Genomic DNA, 19,690 nt, shown 5'->3' on the forward strand with positions numbered 1-19,690 from the left:
ACAGCATGATGCCGGACCATATCTAGAGGGATTCCCCATGTTCTACGTGCAACGCGATGCACAGGGCCAACTGGTTCGCGTGGAGGCCACACCTTACGCCGAGGCCACGGAAACACTGGCGGCCGACCACAATGAGATCCAGCAGTGGTTCGCCAACGAGGTGGTGGAAGTCAGCCTGAAACAACTCAAGCAGAGCGACCTGGAAATGATCCGGGTACTCGACGACTTGATTCAGGTGCTGACCAGCAAGGGCGTGATCCGTGTCACCGACCTGCCACCGGCGGCCCAGGCCAAGCTGATGGACCGGACCCAGGCGCGTGAGGCGCTGGGCGGCCTGAGCCACCTGATCAACGACGACGAAACCGGCCTGATCTGATAATCGCCGGCCAGCGGTTCCCGCACCTGCGCGGGCGCCGCTGGCCGGCGATCTTCGTTCAGCGCCTCAGCGCCAGGGCGCGGGCTCGCCGAACAGGCGGCCCTGGACGCCGTACAGGCCCATCTCGCGAATCACCTGCAACTCCCCTTCGGTTTCCACGCGCTCGGCAATCAGCGGCAGGTCGATGCTGTGGGCGGCGCGCTGGATGGCTTCAATAAACAGGCGTTTGTCGCTTTCCTGGTCGATGTCGCGAATGTAGCTGCCGTCGATCTTCAGGTAGGCCAGGCCCAGGCGCGCCAGGTTGCCGATCATGCTGAAGCGCCCGCCGAAACGCTGCAGGCTCAGGGAGAAACCCAGCTCGCGCAGGCGGCGGGTCAGTTGTTCCAGCAGCGCTTGTTCAGGCAACTGCTCTTCGCCGATCTCCAGGGTCAGGCGCGGCCCCAGGTTGGAGTGCTGGCGCAGGATCTCGAACACCTTGTTCAAGGCCTGCGGGTCGGCCAGGGTCGCGGCCGACAGGTTCAATGCCAGCGAATCCTGATGCCCGGCCATCTGCTTGAGCACCTGTTCGAGCATCAGCAGGTCCAGGCGCGAGGTCCAGCCAAAGCGCTCCAGCCACGGCAGGAAGCGCCCGGCGGCAATGGTCTGGCCCTGCTCGTCGAGCAAGCGCGACAGCACCTTGTAGTGCAGCACCAGCGTGGTATCGCGGGTCGCGACCACCGGCTGGAAATACAGCTCGAACCGCTGCTGGCTCAAGGCCCCGTCCAGCAGGGTGTGCCAGGCGTGATGGTCGTCGCCGACGCTGGCCGCCGCGTCGTGGTCAAGGCAGGCCCAGCTCGTATCGCCCTGGGTTTCGGCCTGGGCCAGGGCCTGGTCGCCCAGGCTCAGCACCGCCTGCGGCGAGTCGCCATGGACGAAGGGCGCCAGGCCGATGGAGGCCACGGACGCCACATCGGTGGCGCCGGTGGCGTGCAGGCTGGCCAAGGCGTTTTCCAGGTTCTGCGCCAGCTGCAGCGCCTCTTCGCGCACCAGCCCCGGCGCCAGCACGGCAAATTCGCCACCGCGGATGCGGGTCACCAGGTTGTGGGTTTCCGGGTAGCGCGCGCATTCACGCTGCAATTGTTCGCCCACCGCCTGCAGCAGCTGGTCGGTGCGCTGCCCGCCCAGGCGCTGGTTCAGGCCGGCCAGGTCCTTGACCCGCAGCAACAGCAGGTAGCCGGAGCTGGCCTGTTCCGGGTTGCTCACCCGGGCATTGAGCTGCATCTCGAAGTAACGACGGTTGGCCAGGCCGGTCAGGTTGTCCTGGTAGGACTCGACCCGCAGCCTTTCGCTGCGCTCGGCCTGTTCCTGGAACAGCGCCTTGAGTTTCTCGACCATCTGGTTCATCGCCTGCACCACACGGCGCAGTTCCGGCGTGCGCGGCAGCTCGGGCAGGCTGAGGAATTCGCGGCGGGCAATGGCGTGGGATTGCTGCACCATGTAGTCCAGCGGCTTGAGCTGGCGGCGCAGCAGCAAGGCCCCCAGCACCGCGCTCACGGCACCGCACAGCAGCAGCCAGCCGAGGCTGCCCAGGGCGCTTTGCCAGAGCTTGGCGACGGCGAACATCGGATGGCTGACCACTTCGACCCGCGCCGCCTGTTGCCAGCCACGGCTGACCAGGGCGTCGCCGCCGGCCGGCTCCAGGCCGATCAGCTTGACGAACCAGTCCGGCACGTCGCTGACCTCGGGCGTGCCGCTGCGCTCGACCATGACCTCTTCGGTGACCTGGTTGATCACGCGGATGCTCGAGTAGTAGCCGCTGTCGAAAATCGAGCTGACCAGCAGCTCGACCATCGCCGGGTCGTCGATGTTCGGGGTCAGGGACAAGGCCAGCGCCGTGGCCGCGTCCTGGGCATGGGAACGCAGCTGGTTGACGTACTGGGTGCGCGAACTTTCCAGGCTGACCATGAAGCTGCCGCTGAAGGCGACCACCAGGAACAGACAGATTGCGATCAACAGTTGTTTGAACAAAGACATCTGAGCTCGTGCTCCTAGTGAGTCGTCTCGACCGGAAAACCTTCGGCCTGCATTTTCTTCAATACGTCCTGCCACCGGGACAGGCGCTTGGTGTCACCGACTTTCTTGCTGCCCTTGCCGGGCAGCCACAGGCCCTCGGCATTGAAGGCGTACACCGGCAGCAGGTCGGTACGCTGGCTGGCCGGCTGGATGGCGTCGATCAGGCTGTCGAGGACCAACGGCATGGCCTCCGGACTTGAATAGTAGGTCAACACCATGTGCGCGCGGTTCTGGCGCAGGGCCTTGACGTAGGTGATGCGCAGCTTGTCACTGGAAACACCGAGGTGGCGCAGGCTGAAATACTTGGCGATCGCATAGTCCTCGCAATCGCCGGCGCCCTTCCACAGAGCCTCGACCGGGGTTTCCCAATAATCCACCTGATGCCACAGGTCGATGTCTTCCACGTAGCGCATGTTCTTGTTGAAGAACAGGTTGACCACCTTGAGCTGTTCCATCTCGCTGGCCTGGTTCTGGGTCGCCAGCAGCTGCTGCCAGGCATCGATGCGCTTCTGCCCTTCGCCCAGCGGCCCGTACAGCGCCGTGGCGCGGCGGCTGATCTGCGAAAAGTCCCAATCGGCCTGCAGGCCACCCAGCAGCAAGCCGGCCAGCAGCAGCGCCGAAAACAGCCAGCGCAGGGTCCGAGAGAGAGCTAAACGTGCCGCCAATGCGAAGAGTCCATGGGAGCTGTCGTGGGTCGAAGGATGGTGCAGGTTGGTCCGCCAAAAGACAATGGCACCTTACAATCACAGCCCCTCTGGAGACGCTAAGCTGAAAGCAGGGACCTGTTCGTTTATCGGCCAGTGCTTGAGCCTCAGGAGGGCTGCCCCGAGAATCAGCGCCGGCAAAATCCATGACAGGGCCCAGACGGCTGGTTTGACAAGCTGCAGGGCGCTATCTAGCGTCCATTGGATCCAAACCTCAGAAAACAGGATAGCGTTAACGTGACAGAAAAACCGAGGCCCTTGAGCAAGATCGCAGTCAGCGGGCCGATCCCCGCCCACCTCGCGCGCTCGGTGATCGAGGAAACCCTGCGCGCGGCGATTCTCGACGGCCGACTGCCCAGCGGCACGGCGCTGCGCCAGCAGGATCTGGCCGACCTCTTCGGCGTCAGCCGCATGCCGGTTCGCGAGGCCTTGCGCCAGCTCGAAGCGCAATCGCTGTTGCATGTGGTGCCGCACAAAGGCGCGGTGGTCGCCGAACTGATTGGCTATGACGCGGTGGAAACCTACGGCCTGCGCCTGCTGCTGGAACTGGAGGCGCTGCGCCTGTCGACCCCGCTGCTCGACGCCGAGGATATCGCCCAGGCCCGCGGCTACATCGCGCAGCTGGAAAGCGAAACCGACCACGCCGAAATCGGCCGTCTCAACCGCTTGTTCCACATGGCGCTGTACCACCGGGCGCCGAACCAGAAGCTACTGCGCCTGATCGAGCTCGAGTTGAACGAGGAAGAACGTTTCCTGCGCTTCCATCTGTCTTCCATGGGCCTGGGCAAGTTGACCCAGGACGACCACAACGCCATGACCGACGCCGCCGAGGCCAAGGACGTCGAGCGGGCGGTGGAGGTGCTGCGCGGCCATCTGGAAAAGGCCGCGAAGACCATTCGCGACTACCTCGAACGGACCGCCGAGGGCTGACAGCGGTAACGGCGGCATGACGCAGCCACGATGCAACACTCAATGACCGGCACACCGGCTTAAGGAAAAGCAGTGCACGCGCGCAATGACAAATGGCTGATAGTGCTCAACTCCGGCGAGCCGGCGAAAACCCGGCTCATCTGCTTTGCGCAGACCGGCGCTGACCCGGAACAACTGCGCAACTGGTCCACCGGGCTGGGCGGACACATCGAGTTGGTGCTGGTGCGGCTACCCGGCCACGGCAGTCGCCAGGCCGAAACCCCGCTCGATGACTGGCCGCGGCTGCTGGCCGACACCTTCCCTGCACTGCGCCCTCTGCTGGCCAAGCCCCACGCCCTGTTCGGCCATGGCCTGGGCGGGATGCTGGCCTACGAAGCCGCCAAGCACGCCCAGGCGCACTACCCCGGCCAGACCCGCCACCTGTTCATTTCCGCCTGCCGCAGCCCCGACTACCCATCGCCCCGGCCGTTGCTGCACATGTTGCCCGCGGCGCCCTTCCAGGAAGCCATGCTGTCGCTGGGCGCCACGCCGATCGAAATCCTCCGCGACCAGGCCAGCCGGAAGCAGTACGAAACGCTGCTGCGCGCCGACCTGAAGCTGTTCGAATCCTGGCGCGATCTGTCGAGCGGCAACCTCGACATTCCCCTCACCGCCTTCTATGGCAGCGAGGACCCGCTGGCCCCCGCCAGCAACATGGCCAACTGGCGCGAGTTCACCCGCCGTGAGTTCGAGCTGATCGAGGTGGCCGGCAATCACTTTTTCATCAAGTCCCAGCGCCAGCGCCTGCTGCAGATCATCAATATCCACCTGGGCCTGCTCGGCGAATAATCCGCCGTCTTCCTCCCCCGCTCCTGCCCTCACAGGCCCGCCGACGATGGCTCAGCCGGCGATTTGGGCCCACTCTTGCTGTCGCCGACTGAAAAAGGGACGTGAGCGGCGCGCAGGCTTGTCCGCACACGTCGATCTGCAGACCCACGCAAGGAGCCCAGCGACTGGAGGGCATGACCGGGATCGGCTCCCGCATGCCTTCTCCCAGATATTCAACGACTTCAACTCAGCGCTTCGAAGTTTGCTTCGAGTGAGGCATTCACTCAGCGTTAAAAATTCTGACTTATATAAGTCGGAAGGGGCAACTTCATCTCAACAAAACTTCAACCAGAAGTTTTGCAGCAACTTGTCGCGCGACAAAAATACAAATTAGAAAAGTATTATAAAAACAACTTGCCCGACACTTTCTCCTGTATTAGTTTTTTCTCCGCCGACATTAAACAACGTCGAGCAGCCGTTCATGAGCACCTGGCAAGCCTCGGCTTTATTGGCTCTCTCAAGCCCACAACGCCAAGACGACGGTTCTTTAACGGATAGACAGGCCAGCACTATAAAACTTTCCAGCTTATCAACTCAGGTTTGAGGCCCCTGTTCGCCCGCAATAAATAATTACTGATTAAAACGCCTATACGAGCCGCAACTAATCGGCCAATCAAACACACTTGAACATCTCAGACAGGTAGCCTAAATGAACGCCAGCAAAGAACTTCTCGACGCCAGGAAAGCCACACTCAGCGCCCATCCCATTTTTGCCGAAATCAACACACTCGCGGTTCTTCGACGCTTTATGCAGGCCCATGTTTTCGCCGTGTGGGACTTCATGTCGCTGACCAAGCGCCTGCAACAGGAACTGACCTGCGTGCGCCTGCCCTGGCTACCGCCGCGGGACCCTCGCGCCGCTCGGCTGATCAACGAGATCGTGCTCGGCGAAGAGTCCGACGATCGCCCCGGGCAAGGCCACTACAGCCATTTCGAGCTGTACCTGGACGCCATGCGCGAAGTCGGCGCCACCACCGGGGTCGTGGAACGCTTCGTCGCGCTGCAACAGGAGGGCGTGAGTTTCGACACCGCCCTGCACAGCGTCGACGCCGACCCGGCCGCCAGCGCCTTTGTCCGCCAGACCGTGCACACCGCCGTGCAGGCGCCGGCCCATTGCGTGGCAGCGGCCTTTCTCCATGGCCGGGAAAGCGTCATCCCGCGGATGTTCCAGCGCATCCTCGACGACTGGGGCATCGGCATCGAGCAGGCGCCGACCTTTCGCTACTACCTGCAACGCCATATCGAAGTCGACTCCGACGACCACGGCCCGGCCGCGGAACAGCTGCTGCAGCGGCTGGTGGCTGGCGACCCGCAACGCCAGCAGGAGGTGTACGCGGCGGCCATCGCCGCGGTGGACAGCCGCATCGCCCTGTGGGACGGGCTGCGCCTGAGCATGGCCGAATCGGCGATCGGGGTGAGCGCATGAACGCCCTCGATTACCAATCCTTCGCTGACACCTGGGAAGAGCGCGCGACCATCCGCACCCGGCCGCGGCGCATGCTCGAGGACGACGACAAGCTGATCTATCCCCTGAGCCGCCAGCCCCTGGTGCACAGCCAGGGCTTCCTCGACCACTGTGCCCATCTACGGGACTTCGTGCTGGTGCAAAGCCTCTACAAGTTCATCAACGATGTGGTGATCTTCGAGACCGAGCTGGTGGACAAGACCGCCCGCAACATCGCCAAGAATCGCTTCGCCATTGCCTTCCCCTTTGCCTGTCGCTACGACGCCATGACCGTGGTGGTGGACGAGGACTACCACGCGCTGGTGGCGATGGACTTCATGCAGCAGACCATCGCCATGAGCGGTATCGAGCCCATCGAGCTGCCCCGGGAAATCGAACTCAGCCGGGCCATCCCCGCCGCCCTGCGGCTGGCGCCCGACCACCTGCGCGACGCGATGGAGCTGGTCTGCGTGGCCATCGCCGAAAACACCGTGACCAACGATGTCGCCGCCTTCGCCAAGGACGACACGGTCAAGCAGTCGATCAAGGGCCTGATGGCCGACCATCTGCAGGACGAAGGCCGGCATTCGGGCTTCTGGTCGCGGCTGGTGCGCATCTATTGGCACGGCGCCAGCGATGCCGACCGCGCAGAGATCGCCCGGGTGCTGCCGGTGTTCATCGCCCAGTACCTGACCAACGACATTCAGAAGGACTTCGACTTGCGGCTGATCGAGCAACTGCCCGTCGCCGCCCCGATCAAGCAGGCGCTGCGCGAGGAAGCCGCCGCCCTGGCCTACCCGATCAACCGCCATCACCCGCTGATCGCCAACATCCTGCGCTTCTTGCGCAGCAGTTCGATGCTGGATTCGGCCTGCGTCCAGGACGCACTGGCCGATTACCTGCCCTAACGGAGGGCCCCGAGCATGAGACGCCTCGATATTGTGTTGACGGGCCGCAGCCAGGCCCTGAACGAACTGGCCATGGAGCTGGAGCGCCACGGCCATCTGGTGCGACAACTGGACTCGCCGCAAGCCATCGCCAACGCCGAGGGGTTGCGGCCCCATCTGCTGATCGACGACGGCAGCCTGGGTGATTCACCCATCCTCGCAGCGGACACCGCGCGCCTGGAATTGCGCATCGCCCTGATCGCCCAAGCGGCGCCCGGGCTGCCGCAGGTGCGCCTGTTCCACCGCCACGACGCTCGGCTGATCGAACAGGCGAGCCTGCCGCCGGAGGCCAGCGGCAACGGCCAGGCCCTGCTCGGCAGCGCGGTGGCCAGGCTGGTCGCCAGTACCGCGCGGCTGGTCAGCGGCTTTTCCCGCGGCGCGGCATTTTTCCAGCAGCTCGCGGCCCTGGATGAACCCAGCGAACCGTTGCTGGGCCTGGAGCGCCTGGACTCGCTGGCCTTCGAGCACCGGCACAACCCACAGCCGACACCGGCCTTGCTGCGCGAGATGCAGGTGCCGATCGTCCAGCGCCTCGACCAGAGCCTGCTGGCCTTCGCCCAGCGCCCGGCCTTGAACATCCAGGGCGTCGACTACAGCTACCAGTCCCTGCATCGGCTGAGCCGCAACCTGCAGCAGCAGATGCTGCGACACCTGCCTCCAGCCTCTGGCCAACCACCGGTGATCGGCCTGTGCCTGCCCAAGTCGGCGGTGCTCTATGCCGCGATTCTCGCGACCTTCGGCTGTGGCGCGGTGTACCTGCCGCTGGACCCGGAGCACCCGGCGCAACGGCGGCGCTACATTCTCGACAACGCCGGCGCCGCCCTGCTGCTGCACGACGGCTGCGAAGACCTGGCCGACCTCGACCTGGCGCAACTCGATGTGCGCACCCTGTTGCACGACGACGCCGAGGACAGCCTTCCGCTGCTGCGCCAGGCGCCGCCACCAGAGGCGCCCTGCGTGGCGATCTACACCTCGGGCACCACCGGCCAACCCAAAGGCGTGTTGCTCAGCCAGGGCAATCTCAGTCACTTCTGCGCCTGGTATATCGACCATGTCGAGCTCGACCCAGACAGCCGGGTGCTGCAGTTCTCCACCATCAACTTCGACGCCTCGCTGCTGGATATCCTGCCCACCTTCCTCTGCGGCGCGATACTGGTGGTCCCCGACCAGGACCAGCGGCGCGACCCGCGGCAACTGCTGGCCCTGCTCCAGCAGCAGAAGGTCAGCCACGCCTTCCTGCCGCCGGCGCTGCTGAGCATCCTGCCCCTGGAGCAGCCGCTGGGCCTGCGGCATCTGGTGACCGGCGGCGACGTCTGCGAACCCTTCGTCATCCAGCGCCTGGCCGACCAGTGCGCGCTGCACAACATCTACGGCCCGACCGAAACCACGGTGCTGGCCACCACCCGCCGCCTGCGCGTCGACGACAACCCGCGCAACCTCGGCCTGCCGATCGCCAACAGCCAGGTGCTGATCCTCGACGAACAGCTGCGACCGCTGCCCGACCGTACCCCCGGCGAGCTGTACCTGGCCGGGCCCGGTGTCGGCCTCGGCTACCTGAACAACCCGGCGCTAAGCGCCGAACGCTACCTGACCCTGGACCTGCCGGACGGGCGCCGACTGCGGGTCTATCGCACCGGGGACATCGGCCAGTGGACCGACAACGGCATCGAGATCTGCGGACGGCGGGACAATCAGGTGAAGATTCGCGGGTTCCGGGTCGAACCCGAGGAGATCGAGCATTGCCTGCGCGACGGCCAGCTGTTCCGCCAGGTGGCGGTGGTGATCGACGAGCAGCGGCGGATCCTCGCCTACCTGGCCCAGCCAAATGCCGACGACGCGCTGCAAATCCTGCGCGAGCAGGTGCGCCAGCGCTTGCCGGACTACATGCAGCCCAGCGCCTACATCGAGCTGCCGAGCATGCCCTGCACCGCCAACGGCAAGGTCGACCGCCGCGCCCTGCTGGCCCTGCCGCGTACATCCGGCAGCAGCCGCCAGCGACGCCTGCCACAGAACGCCACTGAACGGCGCCTGCTGCAACTGTGGGCCGAACTGCTGGAACTGCCGGCCGAGGACATCGGCACCGACGACAGCTTCTTCAACCTCGGCGGCCACTCGATTTTGCTGTCGCGCCTGCTGCTGGCGATTCGCGAACAGTTCGGCCGCGGCCTGTCGATCAACCGCTTTATCGAGGCGCCGACCCTGAGCAACCTGGCGACCCTGGTCGACGGCGCCGCCCATGACGGCCCGGACGCGTCCCTCGACCCGGTGTTCGCCGATGCCAACGCCGAACTCGACCTGCAAGTGCTGCCGGCCAGCCAACTGGGCGACGTGCACAAGGTGCTGGTCACCGGCGCCAACAGTTTCCTCGGCGTGCACATCGTCCAGGCGCTGCTGGAATGGGGCGCCAGCGAGGTGGCGTGCCTGGTGCGGGAAACGCCCACGCAATCGGCCGCCGCCCGTTTCACCCAGGCCCTGCGCGACAACCGCCTGGAGCATCTGGACCTGAGCCGGGTGCGGGTGCATGCCGCCGACATCAGCCAGCCACGGCTGGGGCTGGCGGCGGATGTGTATGAACGCATCGACCGCGAATACGGCGCGCTGGTGCACAACGCCGCCAACGTCAATCACGTGCTCGATTACCCGGCGCTGGCGCGCGACAACGTCGAGCCGCTGTTCGAGTGCCTGCGCCTGTGCGAAGGGCGCAGCAAGAAGGTCTTCAACTTCGTCTCGACCCTGTCCGCCTCCAGCAACATCGACGCCCAGGGCCGGGTGCTCGAACAGCCACCCGCGGCCACGCCGCCGATCTACATCCGCAACGGTTACAACCTGTCCAAGTGGGTCGGCGAGCGGATCCTGCAACGGGCCCGCGAACAGGGGGTATGGGTCAATCTCTATCGCCCGGGCAACATCAGTTTCAACAGTCAGACCGGGGTCTGCCAGCCCCACCGCAACCGCCTGATGCTGATGCTCAAGGGCTCGCTGCAACTGGGCCAGGTGCCGCAGCTGGCGATGAACTTCGACCTGATGCCGGTGGACTTCCTCGCCCGCTTCATCGCCTTCCACGCCAGCCGTTATCAGCCGGCCCACGCGGTGTTCAACCTGCACAACCCGCAGCCTTTGAGCTGGGAGGCCTATGTCGCCTCGTTCCGCGAGGCCGGGCGCGAGTTCCGCATGGTCAGCGTCGCCGACTGGCAGCGCCAGCTGGGCCGGGTCGACCGCGACAACGCGCTGTTCGGCGTCCTCGGCTTCTACCTCAACGGCTTCGAGGAAGACATCGGCGACATCTCGCTGATCGGCCACGCCAACGCCAAGGCCGGGGTGCGGCGCATGGGCGCCGACTACCCGCCCAAGGACCCGGCGCTGCTGCGCAAGGGCTGCCAGTACCTGAAAGACATCCGTTTTATCTGAACCCACCCACGCTGGAGAACACCATGAAAAACCTGCAACCCGACACCCTGATCAAGAACCCGAACGCCTGCCAGGTCCTGTCCACCGTGGACATCGGTGCCGATGCCCAAAGCGTCTGGAATATCGTCGGCAACTTCGCCGGCTTCCCGGCCTTCATTCCCGCGTTGTCGCACATCGAAATGACCGGCGAAGGCGTGCGCTCGGTGCGCAAGAAGTTCTTCCACGACGGCAACATCGTGATCGAGCAACTCAACTCTCGGGACGACCAGGCCCTGTACATGACCTGGAGCCTGATCTACGACACCCTGGGCATTGGCAATCTGTGGGCGGCCATGAGCGTCGAGGCCTTGCCCGGCGAACGGGCGCGCGCCACCTGGCGCATCGTCGCCGACCCGGCCGAAGGCGGTGCCGAGGTCGCGGCCTTCCAGGGATTCCTGCAAGGGTTTGCCGATGAGGCAATGGGCAATGTGCAAAGGATGTTCGAGTAACACTGGAAATGCCCCTATAGCCGCTGCCGTAGGCTGCGATCGACGCCGAAGGCGGCACAAGGGCTTGAGATCGCTGAAGGCCTGCGGCCTTTTCGCAGCCTGCGGCAGCGGCTACAGGGGTTCGCAGACCGGTAGATAGGGAGGCGGTCCGAAGTACGGCAAGGGGTGCCGATGGGCTGTCGGACAGGTAAAAAAAACGCGATGAGCCATACCGGCCTCATCGCGTTTTTCAGGGCAGTGCGGGTCAGATCTTGAAGCTGTCCACCAGTTGCTTCAGGCGGTTGGCCTGCAGCGACAGGGCGTCGCAATCCTTCAGGGTTTCGTTGAGGTTGGCCACGCCCTGCTGGTTCAGCAGGTTGATCTGGCTGATGTCGACATTGAGGGTTTCCACCACGGCGGTCTGCTCTTCGGTGGCGGCCGCCACCGACTGGTTCATGCCGTCGATCTCGGTGATGCGCTGGGTCACGCTGACCAGCCGCGCACCGGCCTGGTTGGCCACTTCGACGCTCTCTTCGCTGGACGCCTGGCTGGCGTTCATGGTCGATACCGCTTCGCGGGAGCCGATCTGCAGCGAGGTGATCATCTTGTGGATCTCCTCGGCCGACTCCTGGGTGCGATGGGCCAGGTTGCGGACCTCGTCGGCCACCACCGCGAAACCGCGACCGGCTTCACCGGCGCGCGCCGCTTCGATGGCCGCGTTGAGCGCCAGCAGGTTGGTCTGCTGGGAGATGCCTTTGATCACATCGAGGATGTGGCCGATGTTGTCGGTGCTGGCGTTCAGGGTCTCGATCTGGGTGCAGGACAGGCTGATCTTCTGCGACAGCTCGGTCATGGCCAGGATGGTTTGTTCCACCACCTGGCGACCATCGTCTGCCTGCTCGCTGGCGCCACTGGCATGCTGCGAGGCATCGGCGGCGTTGCGGGCGATTTCCTGGGTGGCGGCGCCCAGCTGGTTGATCGCCGCGGCCACGCTGTTGGTGCGCGCGCTTTGCTCGTCGGAACCGATGATCGAGGCGTTGGACGAGGCCATCACGCGCTGGGACAGGTCGTGCACCTGGCGGGTGGCCGAGGACACTTCAGAAATCGATGCGTGGATACGTTCCACGAACTGGTTGAACGAGCCGCCCAGTACGCCGAATTCGTCCTTGCTCTCCACCACCAGGCGGCGGGTCAGGTCGCCCTCGCCCTGGGCAATGTCCTGCATCGCGCGGCCCATGGTGGTCAGCGGACGCATCAGTACCTGGATCAGCAGGCTCAGCAGCACCGCAATCGCGGCCACGGCGATGAACATCGCCAGCAGCGCCGAGGTGCGGAACTTGCTCAGCGGGGCGAACGCCTTGTCACGGTCGATGGACAGGCCGATGTACCACTCGGCATTCGGCAGGCCGGTCACCGGGGTGAACGACAGGATGCGTTCCTGGCCGTTGAGCAGCACTTCCTGGGTGCCTTTCTGGATACGCACGTTGGCGCCCGGGTAGACATCCTTGAGGTTCTTCATCACCTGGTCCTTGTCCGGGCTGACGATCACCTGCCCGTCCGCGCTGACCAGGAAGGCATGGCCCAGGCCGCCGAAGTCCACCGAGTTGATGATCTTCACCAGGGTTTCCAGGCTCAGGTCGCCCCCCACCACGCCCAGCAACTGGCCGTCCTTTTTCACCGGCATGGCGATGGTCACCACCAGCCCGCCAACGGCCGCCATGTAGGGCGGGGTCAGCATGGTCTTGTCGGCCGCCACGGCCTGCTTGTACCAGGGACGCTGACGCGGGTCGTAGCCATCGGGCATCTTCGCGTCAGGCCGCTGGGTGAACACACCGTTGGCCTGGCCCACGTAGGTGAACTGGAAGTTCGTGGTGAACGCCGGCTGGTCCACCAGCCCCGGGAAGTCGGCGTTGGCGCCCTGATGGGCGACGTTCTGCGAGAGGTTCTCGAGCACCAGGATGCGTCCGCTCATCCAGTTCTGGACGCTGCTGGAAGTGAGGTCACCCGCCTGCTCGATGGACGATTCGAGGTTCTGGCGAATGGTGTTTCGCTGCAGATAGTCGTTGTACAAAGTGAACAACGCGAATGCCAGAACCACTACACCGGAGGCGGCCAAAAGGATTTTATGGCTGAACTTGAGATTCATGTCATGGGACTTCTTATGCCGAAAGTGGGGATGCGTACGGGATGCAACTTTCCATGTAACAACGCAGGCGGCGTTCTACGACCGCTCTACTTTGGTGCACGCATGGGTCTCACTGTCTGTCGGCACGAGACGGATAAATCTTAGCGATTTGTCAGAAATGTACCTGTTATCTGCAAAAAACCGCTGAACGGCAGGCTAGAGCGGTCGCGTCGGACTTTTTCGTAGCCGGTCGCCCTGCGGCTGTTGCAAAATCCCAAACCCTTGATGACAATGCGACTAATTATCATTTGTGACACCCAGGCAGTCGCATCCATGTCATCACCTGAGTTCGCGGTACAGGCGCTGTACAGCCATCACCATGGCTGGCTCAACACATGGTTGCGCAACCGGCTGGGCAACGCCGCCGATGCCGCCGACCTGGCGCAGGACACCTTCGTGCGCCTGTTGCAGCGCACCGAACGCCTGGAACTCAAGGCCCCGCGCGCCTTCCTGCGGACCATTGCCCGCGGCCTGGTGATCGACCACTGGCGCCGCGAGGAAATCGAACGCGCCTACCTGGAAACCATCGCCCATCTGCCGCAAGCCCAAGCCCCCAGCGAGGAAGCCCGCGCCCTGGTGCTGGAGCTGCTGGAAAGCATCGCGCGCATGCTCGAAGGCCTGAAGCCGAAAGTGCGCAAGGCGTTCCTGCTGGCCCAGTGCGAAGGCCTGACCCACAAGCAGATCGCCGAACAGATGGGGCTGTCCCTGCGTTCGGTGGAGCGTTACGTGGCCGACGCGCTGTTCCACTGCTACCTGCTGCGCTATGAGGCTTGAGCGCTGTGGATAACCCCTCGATCAACCTGCGCCGACCCGTGGACCCCAGGCACCTGGTGGTCAAGCAGGCCATCAACTGGATGCTGCGCCTGCGCAACAACGCCGGTAACCCCCGGCTGCTGCAGCAATGCGATACCTGGCGCGCGGCCCATCACGAGCACGAGCTGGCCTGGCAACGGGTGCAATCGCTGCAGCAGGAACTGCACAGCAACCTGCGGGCGGTGCCCGGTGCCCAGGTGGCCTTCGATACCCTGGAAAACAGCGCTCAGCGCCTCGGCCGACGCCAGGCCCTGAAGCTGCTCGGCGGCGTCATGCTGGTGGGCTGCGCCGCGTGGCTGGGCAAGGAGCAACTGGCCTGGCAGCAATGGAACGCCGACTTCGCCACCGCCACCGGCGAACGCCGCGGCTTCCAGTTGCCGGACGGCTCGCGCCTGGAACTCAACACCGACAGCGCCGCCGACATGGACTTCAATGCCCGGCAGCGGCTGATCCGGCTCAGCCGTGGGGAAATCATGCTGACCTGTGGGCCAGACCCGCAGGCGAGCCCTTCCAGGCCGCTGCTGGTACGGACTCGCCATGGCCTGTTCGAAGGCTTCGACGCCAGTTTCGTGGTGCGCATGGAGGGCGACTGCACGCGCCTGAGCGTGACCGCCGGCAGCGTAGCCATTCATTCGCCGCACACCGCCGATGGCGCCTCGGCCCGGGTACAGGCCGGGCAAAGCTATCGGGTCAGTGCGTCCCAGGCGCTGCCGGTGCCACCGCTGGACATGGACGTGGGCGCCTGGGCCGATGGCCTGATCGTCACCCGCAATATGCGGCTGGCGGACTTCATCCACGAAGTCGGGCGTTATCGCCACGGTTACCTGGGCTGTGCCGGCGAGATCGGCGACCTGCGCCTGTCCGGCGTGTTCCGCCTGGAGGACACCGACAAACTGCTGGCGATCCTCCCGCAAACCCTGCCCGTGCGCCTGCGTTATCGCACCCGTTGGTGGGTCACCCTGGAACGTCTGGCCTGAGGCGCTGCAATTCGTTGAAATTTTTTTGGCGGCTTTTTCCCGTGAGTCCGGCTTAGACAGTAAGCACTTCCATCTGCCTTCAGCGACTCAACGGAACCCTTCCATGATTGTGCACTTCCACCACTCTTCTTCTGGCCTGCGCCATGCCGTGCGCGTGGCCCTGCTTTCCTCGGCGCTGGGCGTCGCCGCCTTGCCTTGCCTGGCACAGGCGGCCGAGTCTGGCGCGGCCAGCCTCAACCACAGCTACAACATCCCCGGCGGCGCCCTGAGCGACGTACTCAACCGCTTCGCCCGCGAGGCCGGCATCACCCTGTCGATGACCCCGGCGCAGCTCCAGGGGCGCCAGTCCGCCGGCCTGAAGGGCGAGTACTCCACCGACCAGGCCCTGGGCCAACTGCTCAACGGCTCCGGCCTGGAAGCGCTGAGCCAGGACGGCAGCAGCTACGTGCTGCGGGCCTTGCCCGAGACCGGCGCCCTGGCGTTGCCGACCACCGACATCAAGGGTTTCGCCCTGGGCAATGCCTTGGGCAGCATGGAAGGCTACAACGCCACCCACAGCCAGATCGCCACCAAGACCAGTACCGCGCTGCTGGAAACCTCGCAAAGCGTCTCCGTGGTGACCCGCGAACAAATGGACGACCAGGGTTCGCAAACCGTGTCCCAGGCTATGCGCTACACCCCCGGCGTGCTGACCAACCCCTACGGCGCGACCCACAGGTACGACTACGTGGCCATGCGCGGCTTCAACGACGGCTCGGTGGACAACATCTACCTCGACGGCCTCAAGTCCATGGGCGACAGCGGCACCTACAGCACCATGCAGGTCGATCCGTACTTCCTGGAGCGGGTGGACATCCTCAAGGGGCCTTCGTCGGTGCTTTACGGCCGCAGCTCCCCGGGCGGCCTGGTGGCACTGACCAGCAAGAAACCGCTGTTCGAGCCCTACCATCAGATCCAGGCCACGGTCGGCACCCAGGGCCAGCGCGGCATGGGCTTCGACTTCAGCGGCCCGGTGGACGACGACAAGCGCATCGCCTATCGCCTGACCGGGCTGGCGGACCGCTCCGACACCCAGTTCGACCACAACAAGGAAAAACGCTACGCCCTGGCACCGACCCTGAGCATCGACTTCACCGATGACACCTCGCTGACCCTGCAGGCGTACCTGCAACACGATCCGGACGGCGGCTACCACAGCGGCATGCCGGCCGACGGTGCGTTGCACCCGCGCAACGGCCAGCGGATTTCCGAGAACTTCTTCGAAGGCGAACCGGGCATCGATCGCTATGAGCGCGATCAGCAGTCGTTCGGCTATCAGTTCGAACATCGCTTCAACGATGTCTTCACCGCGCGGCAGAACTTCCGCTACCTCGACTCCAAGGTGAAGCTGGATCAGGTCTACGGCTACGGCTGGACCACCCCGACCAGCAACGAGCTGAACCGCTACTACACCGGCGGCGACGAGAAGCTGCATGCGTTCATCGTCGACAACATGCTGCAGGCCGAATTTCTCACCGGCGCGACCAAGCACACGGTGCTGATGGGCGCGGATTACCAGCGGCGCAAGACGGTGGTGGACTGGACCAGCGGCTCCGTGGCGCCGATCAATGCGTTCGATCCGGTCTATGGCAACTCGGCCATCAGTTACTATGACCCGGTCAGCTATCTGCGTCGCCTCGAGCAGACCGGTGTCTACCTGCAAGACCTGATCGAGATGGACAAGTGGCGCTTCTCCCTGGGCCTGCGCCAGGACTGGGTGGAGACCTCGGACGAGAACCGCCTGGCCGAAGCCTCGCGCCCGGTGGGCACCGAGATCAATGACAAGCGCACCAAGCTGACCGGCCGCGCCGGGGCGCTGTACCTGTTCGATAACGGGTTGGCGCCTTACATCAGCTATTCCGAATCCTTCAACCCCAACTCTTACGCGGACAGTGCCGGCAACCCGCTGGCGCCTACCGATGGCACCCAATGGGAACTGGGCCTGAAGTACCAGCCACCGGGCACGGATGACCTGTACACCGCGTCGCTGTTCCGCATCGACCAGGAAAACCTGGCCACCAAGCTGCCCCAGGAAAACTTCTATCGTGCGGTCGGCGCCGTACGCTCCCAGGGCCTGGAACTGGAAGCGCACCTGCAGTTGAACGACAACCTCAAGCTGCTCGGCAGCTACACCTTCACCGATATCGAGTACTCGAAGTCGATGGTCAGCACCTTGAGCACCGCCACCGACATCATCGAGAACAAGGGCAACTCACCGACCCAGGCGCCGCGGCACATGGCTTCGCTCTGGGCCGACTACAAGTTCGACAGCGGCTCGCTCGACGGCCTGCGCCTGGGCGGCGGCGTGCGCTATGTCGGCTACAGCTGGGCGGATGCGGAGAACACCATGAAGGTGCCGTCCTACACCCTGTTCGATGCCTCCGTCGGCTATGACCTGGGCAAGGTCGGCCTGAAGGGCGTGGATGTCCGGCTCAATGCCAACAACCTGACCAACGAATCCTACATCGCCTCCTGTGCCAGCCTGAGCTTCTGCTACATGGGCGAGGAGCGGAACGTCGCGGCCACGGTCAGCTACCAGTTCTAATCATTTGTCGTTCCCCCGAAGCCAGCGCACGCGCTGGCTTTGTCGTCTCTACGGGAAAATTTCATGCGCGCAATTCTGGTTCTACTGCATCGTTATATCGGCCTGGCTACCGCGGTATTTCTGCTGCTGGCAGGGCTGACCGGCAGCCTGCTGGCCTTCAATCACGAGCTGGACGAGTGGCTCAATCCGGGGTTCTACGAGGCCCCTGCCGAGGGTCAGGCGTTGCCGCCTGGAAGCCTGGTCGACCGGGTGCAGACACAGCATCCGCGCCTGCAGGTCTGGTACATGGAGTACCCCAATGAGCCCGGGCATACCGCACTGCTCGCGGCGGTTCCCCGTAACGATCCGGCCACGGGCAAACCCTTCGACGACCCCAACCAGGTGTTCTATCTGGACCCGGTCAGTGGCGAGCAGACCGGCAAACGGTTCTGGGGTGCCTGCTGTTTTCAGCGGGAGAATCTCATCCCCTTCATTCTCGAATTCCACTACAACCTGACGCTGCCGGGTAACTGGGGGCTGGTGTTGATGGGGCTGGTGGCGATCTTCTGGGTCATCGATTGCTTCATCGCCTTGTTCCTCACCCTGCCCCGTGGCCGGCCGTTCTGGAAGAAGTGGTCGACCGCCTGGAAGATCAAGGGCGGGCACGCCTATCGTCTCAACATGGATCTGCATCGAGCGGGCGGGTTATGGCTGTGGTTACTGCTGCTGCCGATAGCGATCAGCAGCGTGGCGATGAACCTGCCGAGCCAGGTGTTCAAGCCGGTGGTTTCCCTACTCTCACCGATCGAGCCGAGCGTCTATGAAGCTCGTGGGCGCATGCCCAGCGATCAGTTGGGGGTTACCCGGCTCACCTATCAGCAGGCTTATGAACGGGCCCAGGAGGAAGGCAAACGGCTGGGCCTGACAGCAGCGATCGGCGAGCTGTATTACAGCTTCGAATACAACTTCTATGGCGCCGGTTTCGGTCAGCACGATACCGAGGCCCATGGTAAGTCGTGGCTGTTCTTTCATGGCACCGATGGGCACCTCTTGGGACAGGAGATCGCCGGGCAAGGCACCCTGGGCGAACGTTTTTATCGGCTGCAACTACCGATCCATGGTGGCCGGATCATCGGCTTTACCGGGCAGGTACTTATTGCGGTGTTGGGGTTGGTGATTGCGGTGTTGTCCGTCACCGGGATCTACATCTGGTGGCGTAAATGGCTGGCCCGCAGAAGCAGCAAGATGCGTCAGCGGTGAGGTGAGGGACAGAGCGGAGGTGCTTCGCTCTGTTCTGACGTTCTGAAGCAGAGTTGGGCGCTGTCAGGGGGCTCCTGCTGAGTGACCTGGAGCCTGGCTCCTATGTAAGCCCAGAGGCTTTCAGACGTACAAAAACAAAACCCCTGTCTGCGTCAGCAGACAGGGGTTTCGGAATTCAATCTTGACGATGACCTACTCTCACATGGGGAAACCCCACACTACCATCGGCGATGCATCGTTTCACTGCTGAGTTCGGGATGGGATCAGGTGGTTCCAATGCTCTATGGTCGTCAAGAAATTCTGTGGCCGGACCGTTGGCTCAAGGGCCGAACGTGCCAGCAAAATCGGGAACTTCTACAAAAACAAAACCCCAACTGCTTTCGCAATTGGGGTTTCGGAATTTAATCTTGACGATGACCTACTCTCACATGGGGAAACCCCACACTACCATCGGCGATGCATCGTTTCACTTCTGAGTTCGGGATGGGATCAGGTGGTTCCAATGCTCTATGGTCGTCAAGAAATTCGGTGTGCCGAGTCGTCTTTCGACGCTTCAGCAAATTGGGTATGCGATAGTTTGTGTGTTTTCTCGAACTTTCGGTTCGTTTCGTCTTCACACACCGCAATCTGGCTGTTAAGCGCAAATTGCTTGGGTGTTATATGGTCAAGCCTCACGGGCAATTAGTATTGGTTAGCT

At 63.8% G+C, this 19,690-nt stretch carries 14 protein-coding genes and 2 rRNA genes; 11 read left to right on the top strand and 5 right to left on the bottom strand.

All coding sequences use genetic code 11. From position 1 onward, the window contains the following. The first annotated feature begins 37 nt into the window (after nucleotides 1–37). Nucleotides 38–376, top strand: a complete 339-nt coding sequence (locus tag BM019_RS29730) for a hypothetical protein (protein WP_007927325.1) — start codon at nucleotides 38–40, stop codon at nucleotides 374–376. Nucleotides 377–442: 66 nt separating this feature from the next. Here the strand turns inward: BM019_RS29730 and lapD are convergent, their stop codons facing one another. Together lapD and lapG are read right to left on the bottom strand one after the other, a co-directional pair. Then, on the bottom strand, nucleotides 443–2,389 hold the full coding sequence (lapD, locus tag BM019_RS29735) for a cyclic di-GMP receptor LapD (RefSeq protein ID WP_092422563.1): 1,947 nt from the start codon (nucleotides 2,387–2,389) through the stop codon (nucleotides 443–445). Nucleotides 2,390–2,403: 14 nt separating this feature from the next. Next, nucleotides 2,404–3,093: a cysteine protease LapG gene (gene lapG / locus BM019_RS29740; protein ID WP_007927321.1), complete on the bottom strand. Its 690-nt coding sequence runs from the start codon at nucleotides 3,091–3,093 to the stop codon at nucleotides 2,404–2,406. A gap of 276 nt (nucleotides 3,094–3,369) precedes the next feature. Here lapG and BM019_RS29745 point away from each other — a divergent pair, with 276 nt between their 5' ends. From BM019_RS29745 to BM019_RS29770, 6 genes are all read left to right on the top strand, one after another. Then, on the top strand, nucleotides 3,370–4,062 hold the full coding sequence (locus tag BM019_RS29745) for a GntR family transcriptional regulator (RefSeq protein ID WP_092422566.1): 693 nt from the start codon (nucleotides 3,370–3,372) through the stop codon (nucleotides 4,060–4,062). A 72-nt stretch (nucleotides 4,063–4,134) separates the two neighbouring features. Continuing rightward, entirely contained in the window at nucleotides 4,135–4,890 is a 756-nt protein-coding gene (locus tag BM019_RS29750) for a thioesterase II family protein (protein ID WP_009041567.1), read from the top strand. Nucleotides 4,891–5,578: 688 nt separating this feature from the next. After that, nucleotides 5,579–6,355, top strand: coding sequence for a DUF3050 domain-containing protein (locus BM019_RS29755; protein ID WP_092422569.1), 777 nt, complete (start codon nucleotides 5,579–5,581; stop codon nucleotides 6,353–6,355). Then, nucleotides 6,352–7,281 carry a diiron oxygenase gene (locus BM019_RS29760; protein WP_009041565.1) on the top strand — a complete coding sequence of 310 codons (930 nt, stop codon included), beginning with the start codon at nucleotides 6,352–6,354 and terminating at the stop codon, nucleotides 7,279–7,281. The genes BM019_RS29755 and BM019_RS29760 overlap by 4 nt, the downstream gene beginning before the upstream one ends. Nucleotides 7,282–7,296: 15 nt before the next feature. Continuing rightward, nucleotides 7,297–10,728: a non-ribosomal peptide synthetase gene (locus BM019_RS29765; protein ID WP_092422572.1), complete on the top strand. Its 3,432-nt coding sequence runs from the start codon at nucleotides 7,297–7,299 to the stop codon at nucleotides 10,726–10,728. 23 nt (nucleotides 10,729–10,751) lie between these two features. After that, the gene (locus tag BM019_RS29770; protein ID WP_062824083.1) at nucleotides 10,752–11,216 is read left to right on the top strand and encodes an SRPBCC family protein; all 465 of its coding nucleotides are present in this window, start codon (nucleotides 10,752–10,754) and stop codon (nucleotides 11,214–11,216) included. Between the two features lie 244 nt (nucleotides 11,217–11,460). On the opposite strand, the gene BM019_RS29775 is transcribed toward BM019_RS29770, so the two are convergent. After that, nucleotides 11,461–13,341 (bottom strand): methyl-accepting chemotaxis protein, encoded by a 1,881-nt coding sequence (locus tag BM019_RS29775; protein WP_009041562.1) that lies wholly within the window; start codon nucleotides 13,339–13,341, stop codon nucleotides 11,461–11,463. 312 nt (nucleotides 13,342–13,653) lie between these two features. On the opposite strand from BM019_RS29775, the gene BM019_RS29780 reads away from it, so the two are divergent. The 4 genes from BM019_RS29780 (at nucleotide 13,654) to BM019_RS29795 (ending at nucleotide 18,993) form a co-directional block, all read left to right on the top strand. Further along, nucleotides 13,654–14,154, top strand: a complete 501-nt coding sequence (locus tag BM019_RS29780) for a sigma-70 family RNA polymerase sigma factor (RefSeq protein ID WP_092422575.1) — start codon at nucleotides 13,654–13,656, stop codon at nucleotides 14,152–14,154. A gap of 5 nt (nucleotides 14,155–14,159) precedes the next feature. Continuing rightward, on the top strand, nucleotides 14,160–15,170 hold the full coding sequence (locus BM019_RS29785; protein WP_092422578.1) for a FecR domain-containing protein: 1,011 nt from the start codon (nucleotides 14,160–14,162) through the stop codon (nucleotides 15,168–15,170). Nucleotides 15,171–15,273: 103 nt separating this feature from the next. Continuing rightward, on the top strand, nucleotides 15,274–17,754 hold the full coding sequence (locus tag BM019_RS29790; protein ID WP_092422581.1) for a TonB-dependent siderophore receptor: 2,481 nt from the start codon (nucleotides 15,274–15,276) through the stop codon (nucleotides 17,752–17,754). A gap of 63 nt (nucleotides 17,755–17,817) precedes the next feature. Then, entirely contained in the window at nucleotides 17,818–18,993 is a 1,176-nt protein-coding gene (locus BM019_RS29795) for a PepSY-associated TM helix domain-containing protein (RefSeq protein WP_085533197.1), read from the top strand. 179 nt (nucleotides 18,994–19,172) lie between these two features. Here the strand turns inward: BM019_RS29795 and rrf (BM019_RS29800) are convergent. After that, nucleotides 19,173–19,288, bottom strand: a 5S ribosomal RNA gene (gene rrf / locus BM019_RS29800). Between the two features lie 110 nt (nucleotides 19,289–19,398). Beyond that, nucleotides 19,399–19,514: ribosomal RNA gene (gene rrf / locus BM019_RS29805) — 5S ribosomal RNA — on the bottom strand. Between the last annotated feature and the right edge of the window lie 176 nt (nucleotides 19,515–19,690).

The organism is Pseudomonas sp. NFPP07, from assembly GCF_900115645.1.
Lineage (GTDB): Bacteria > Pseudomonadota > Gammaproteobacteria > Pseudomonadales > Pseudomonadaceae > Aquipseudomonas > Aquipseudomonas chlororaphis.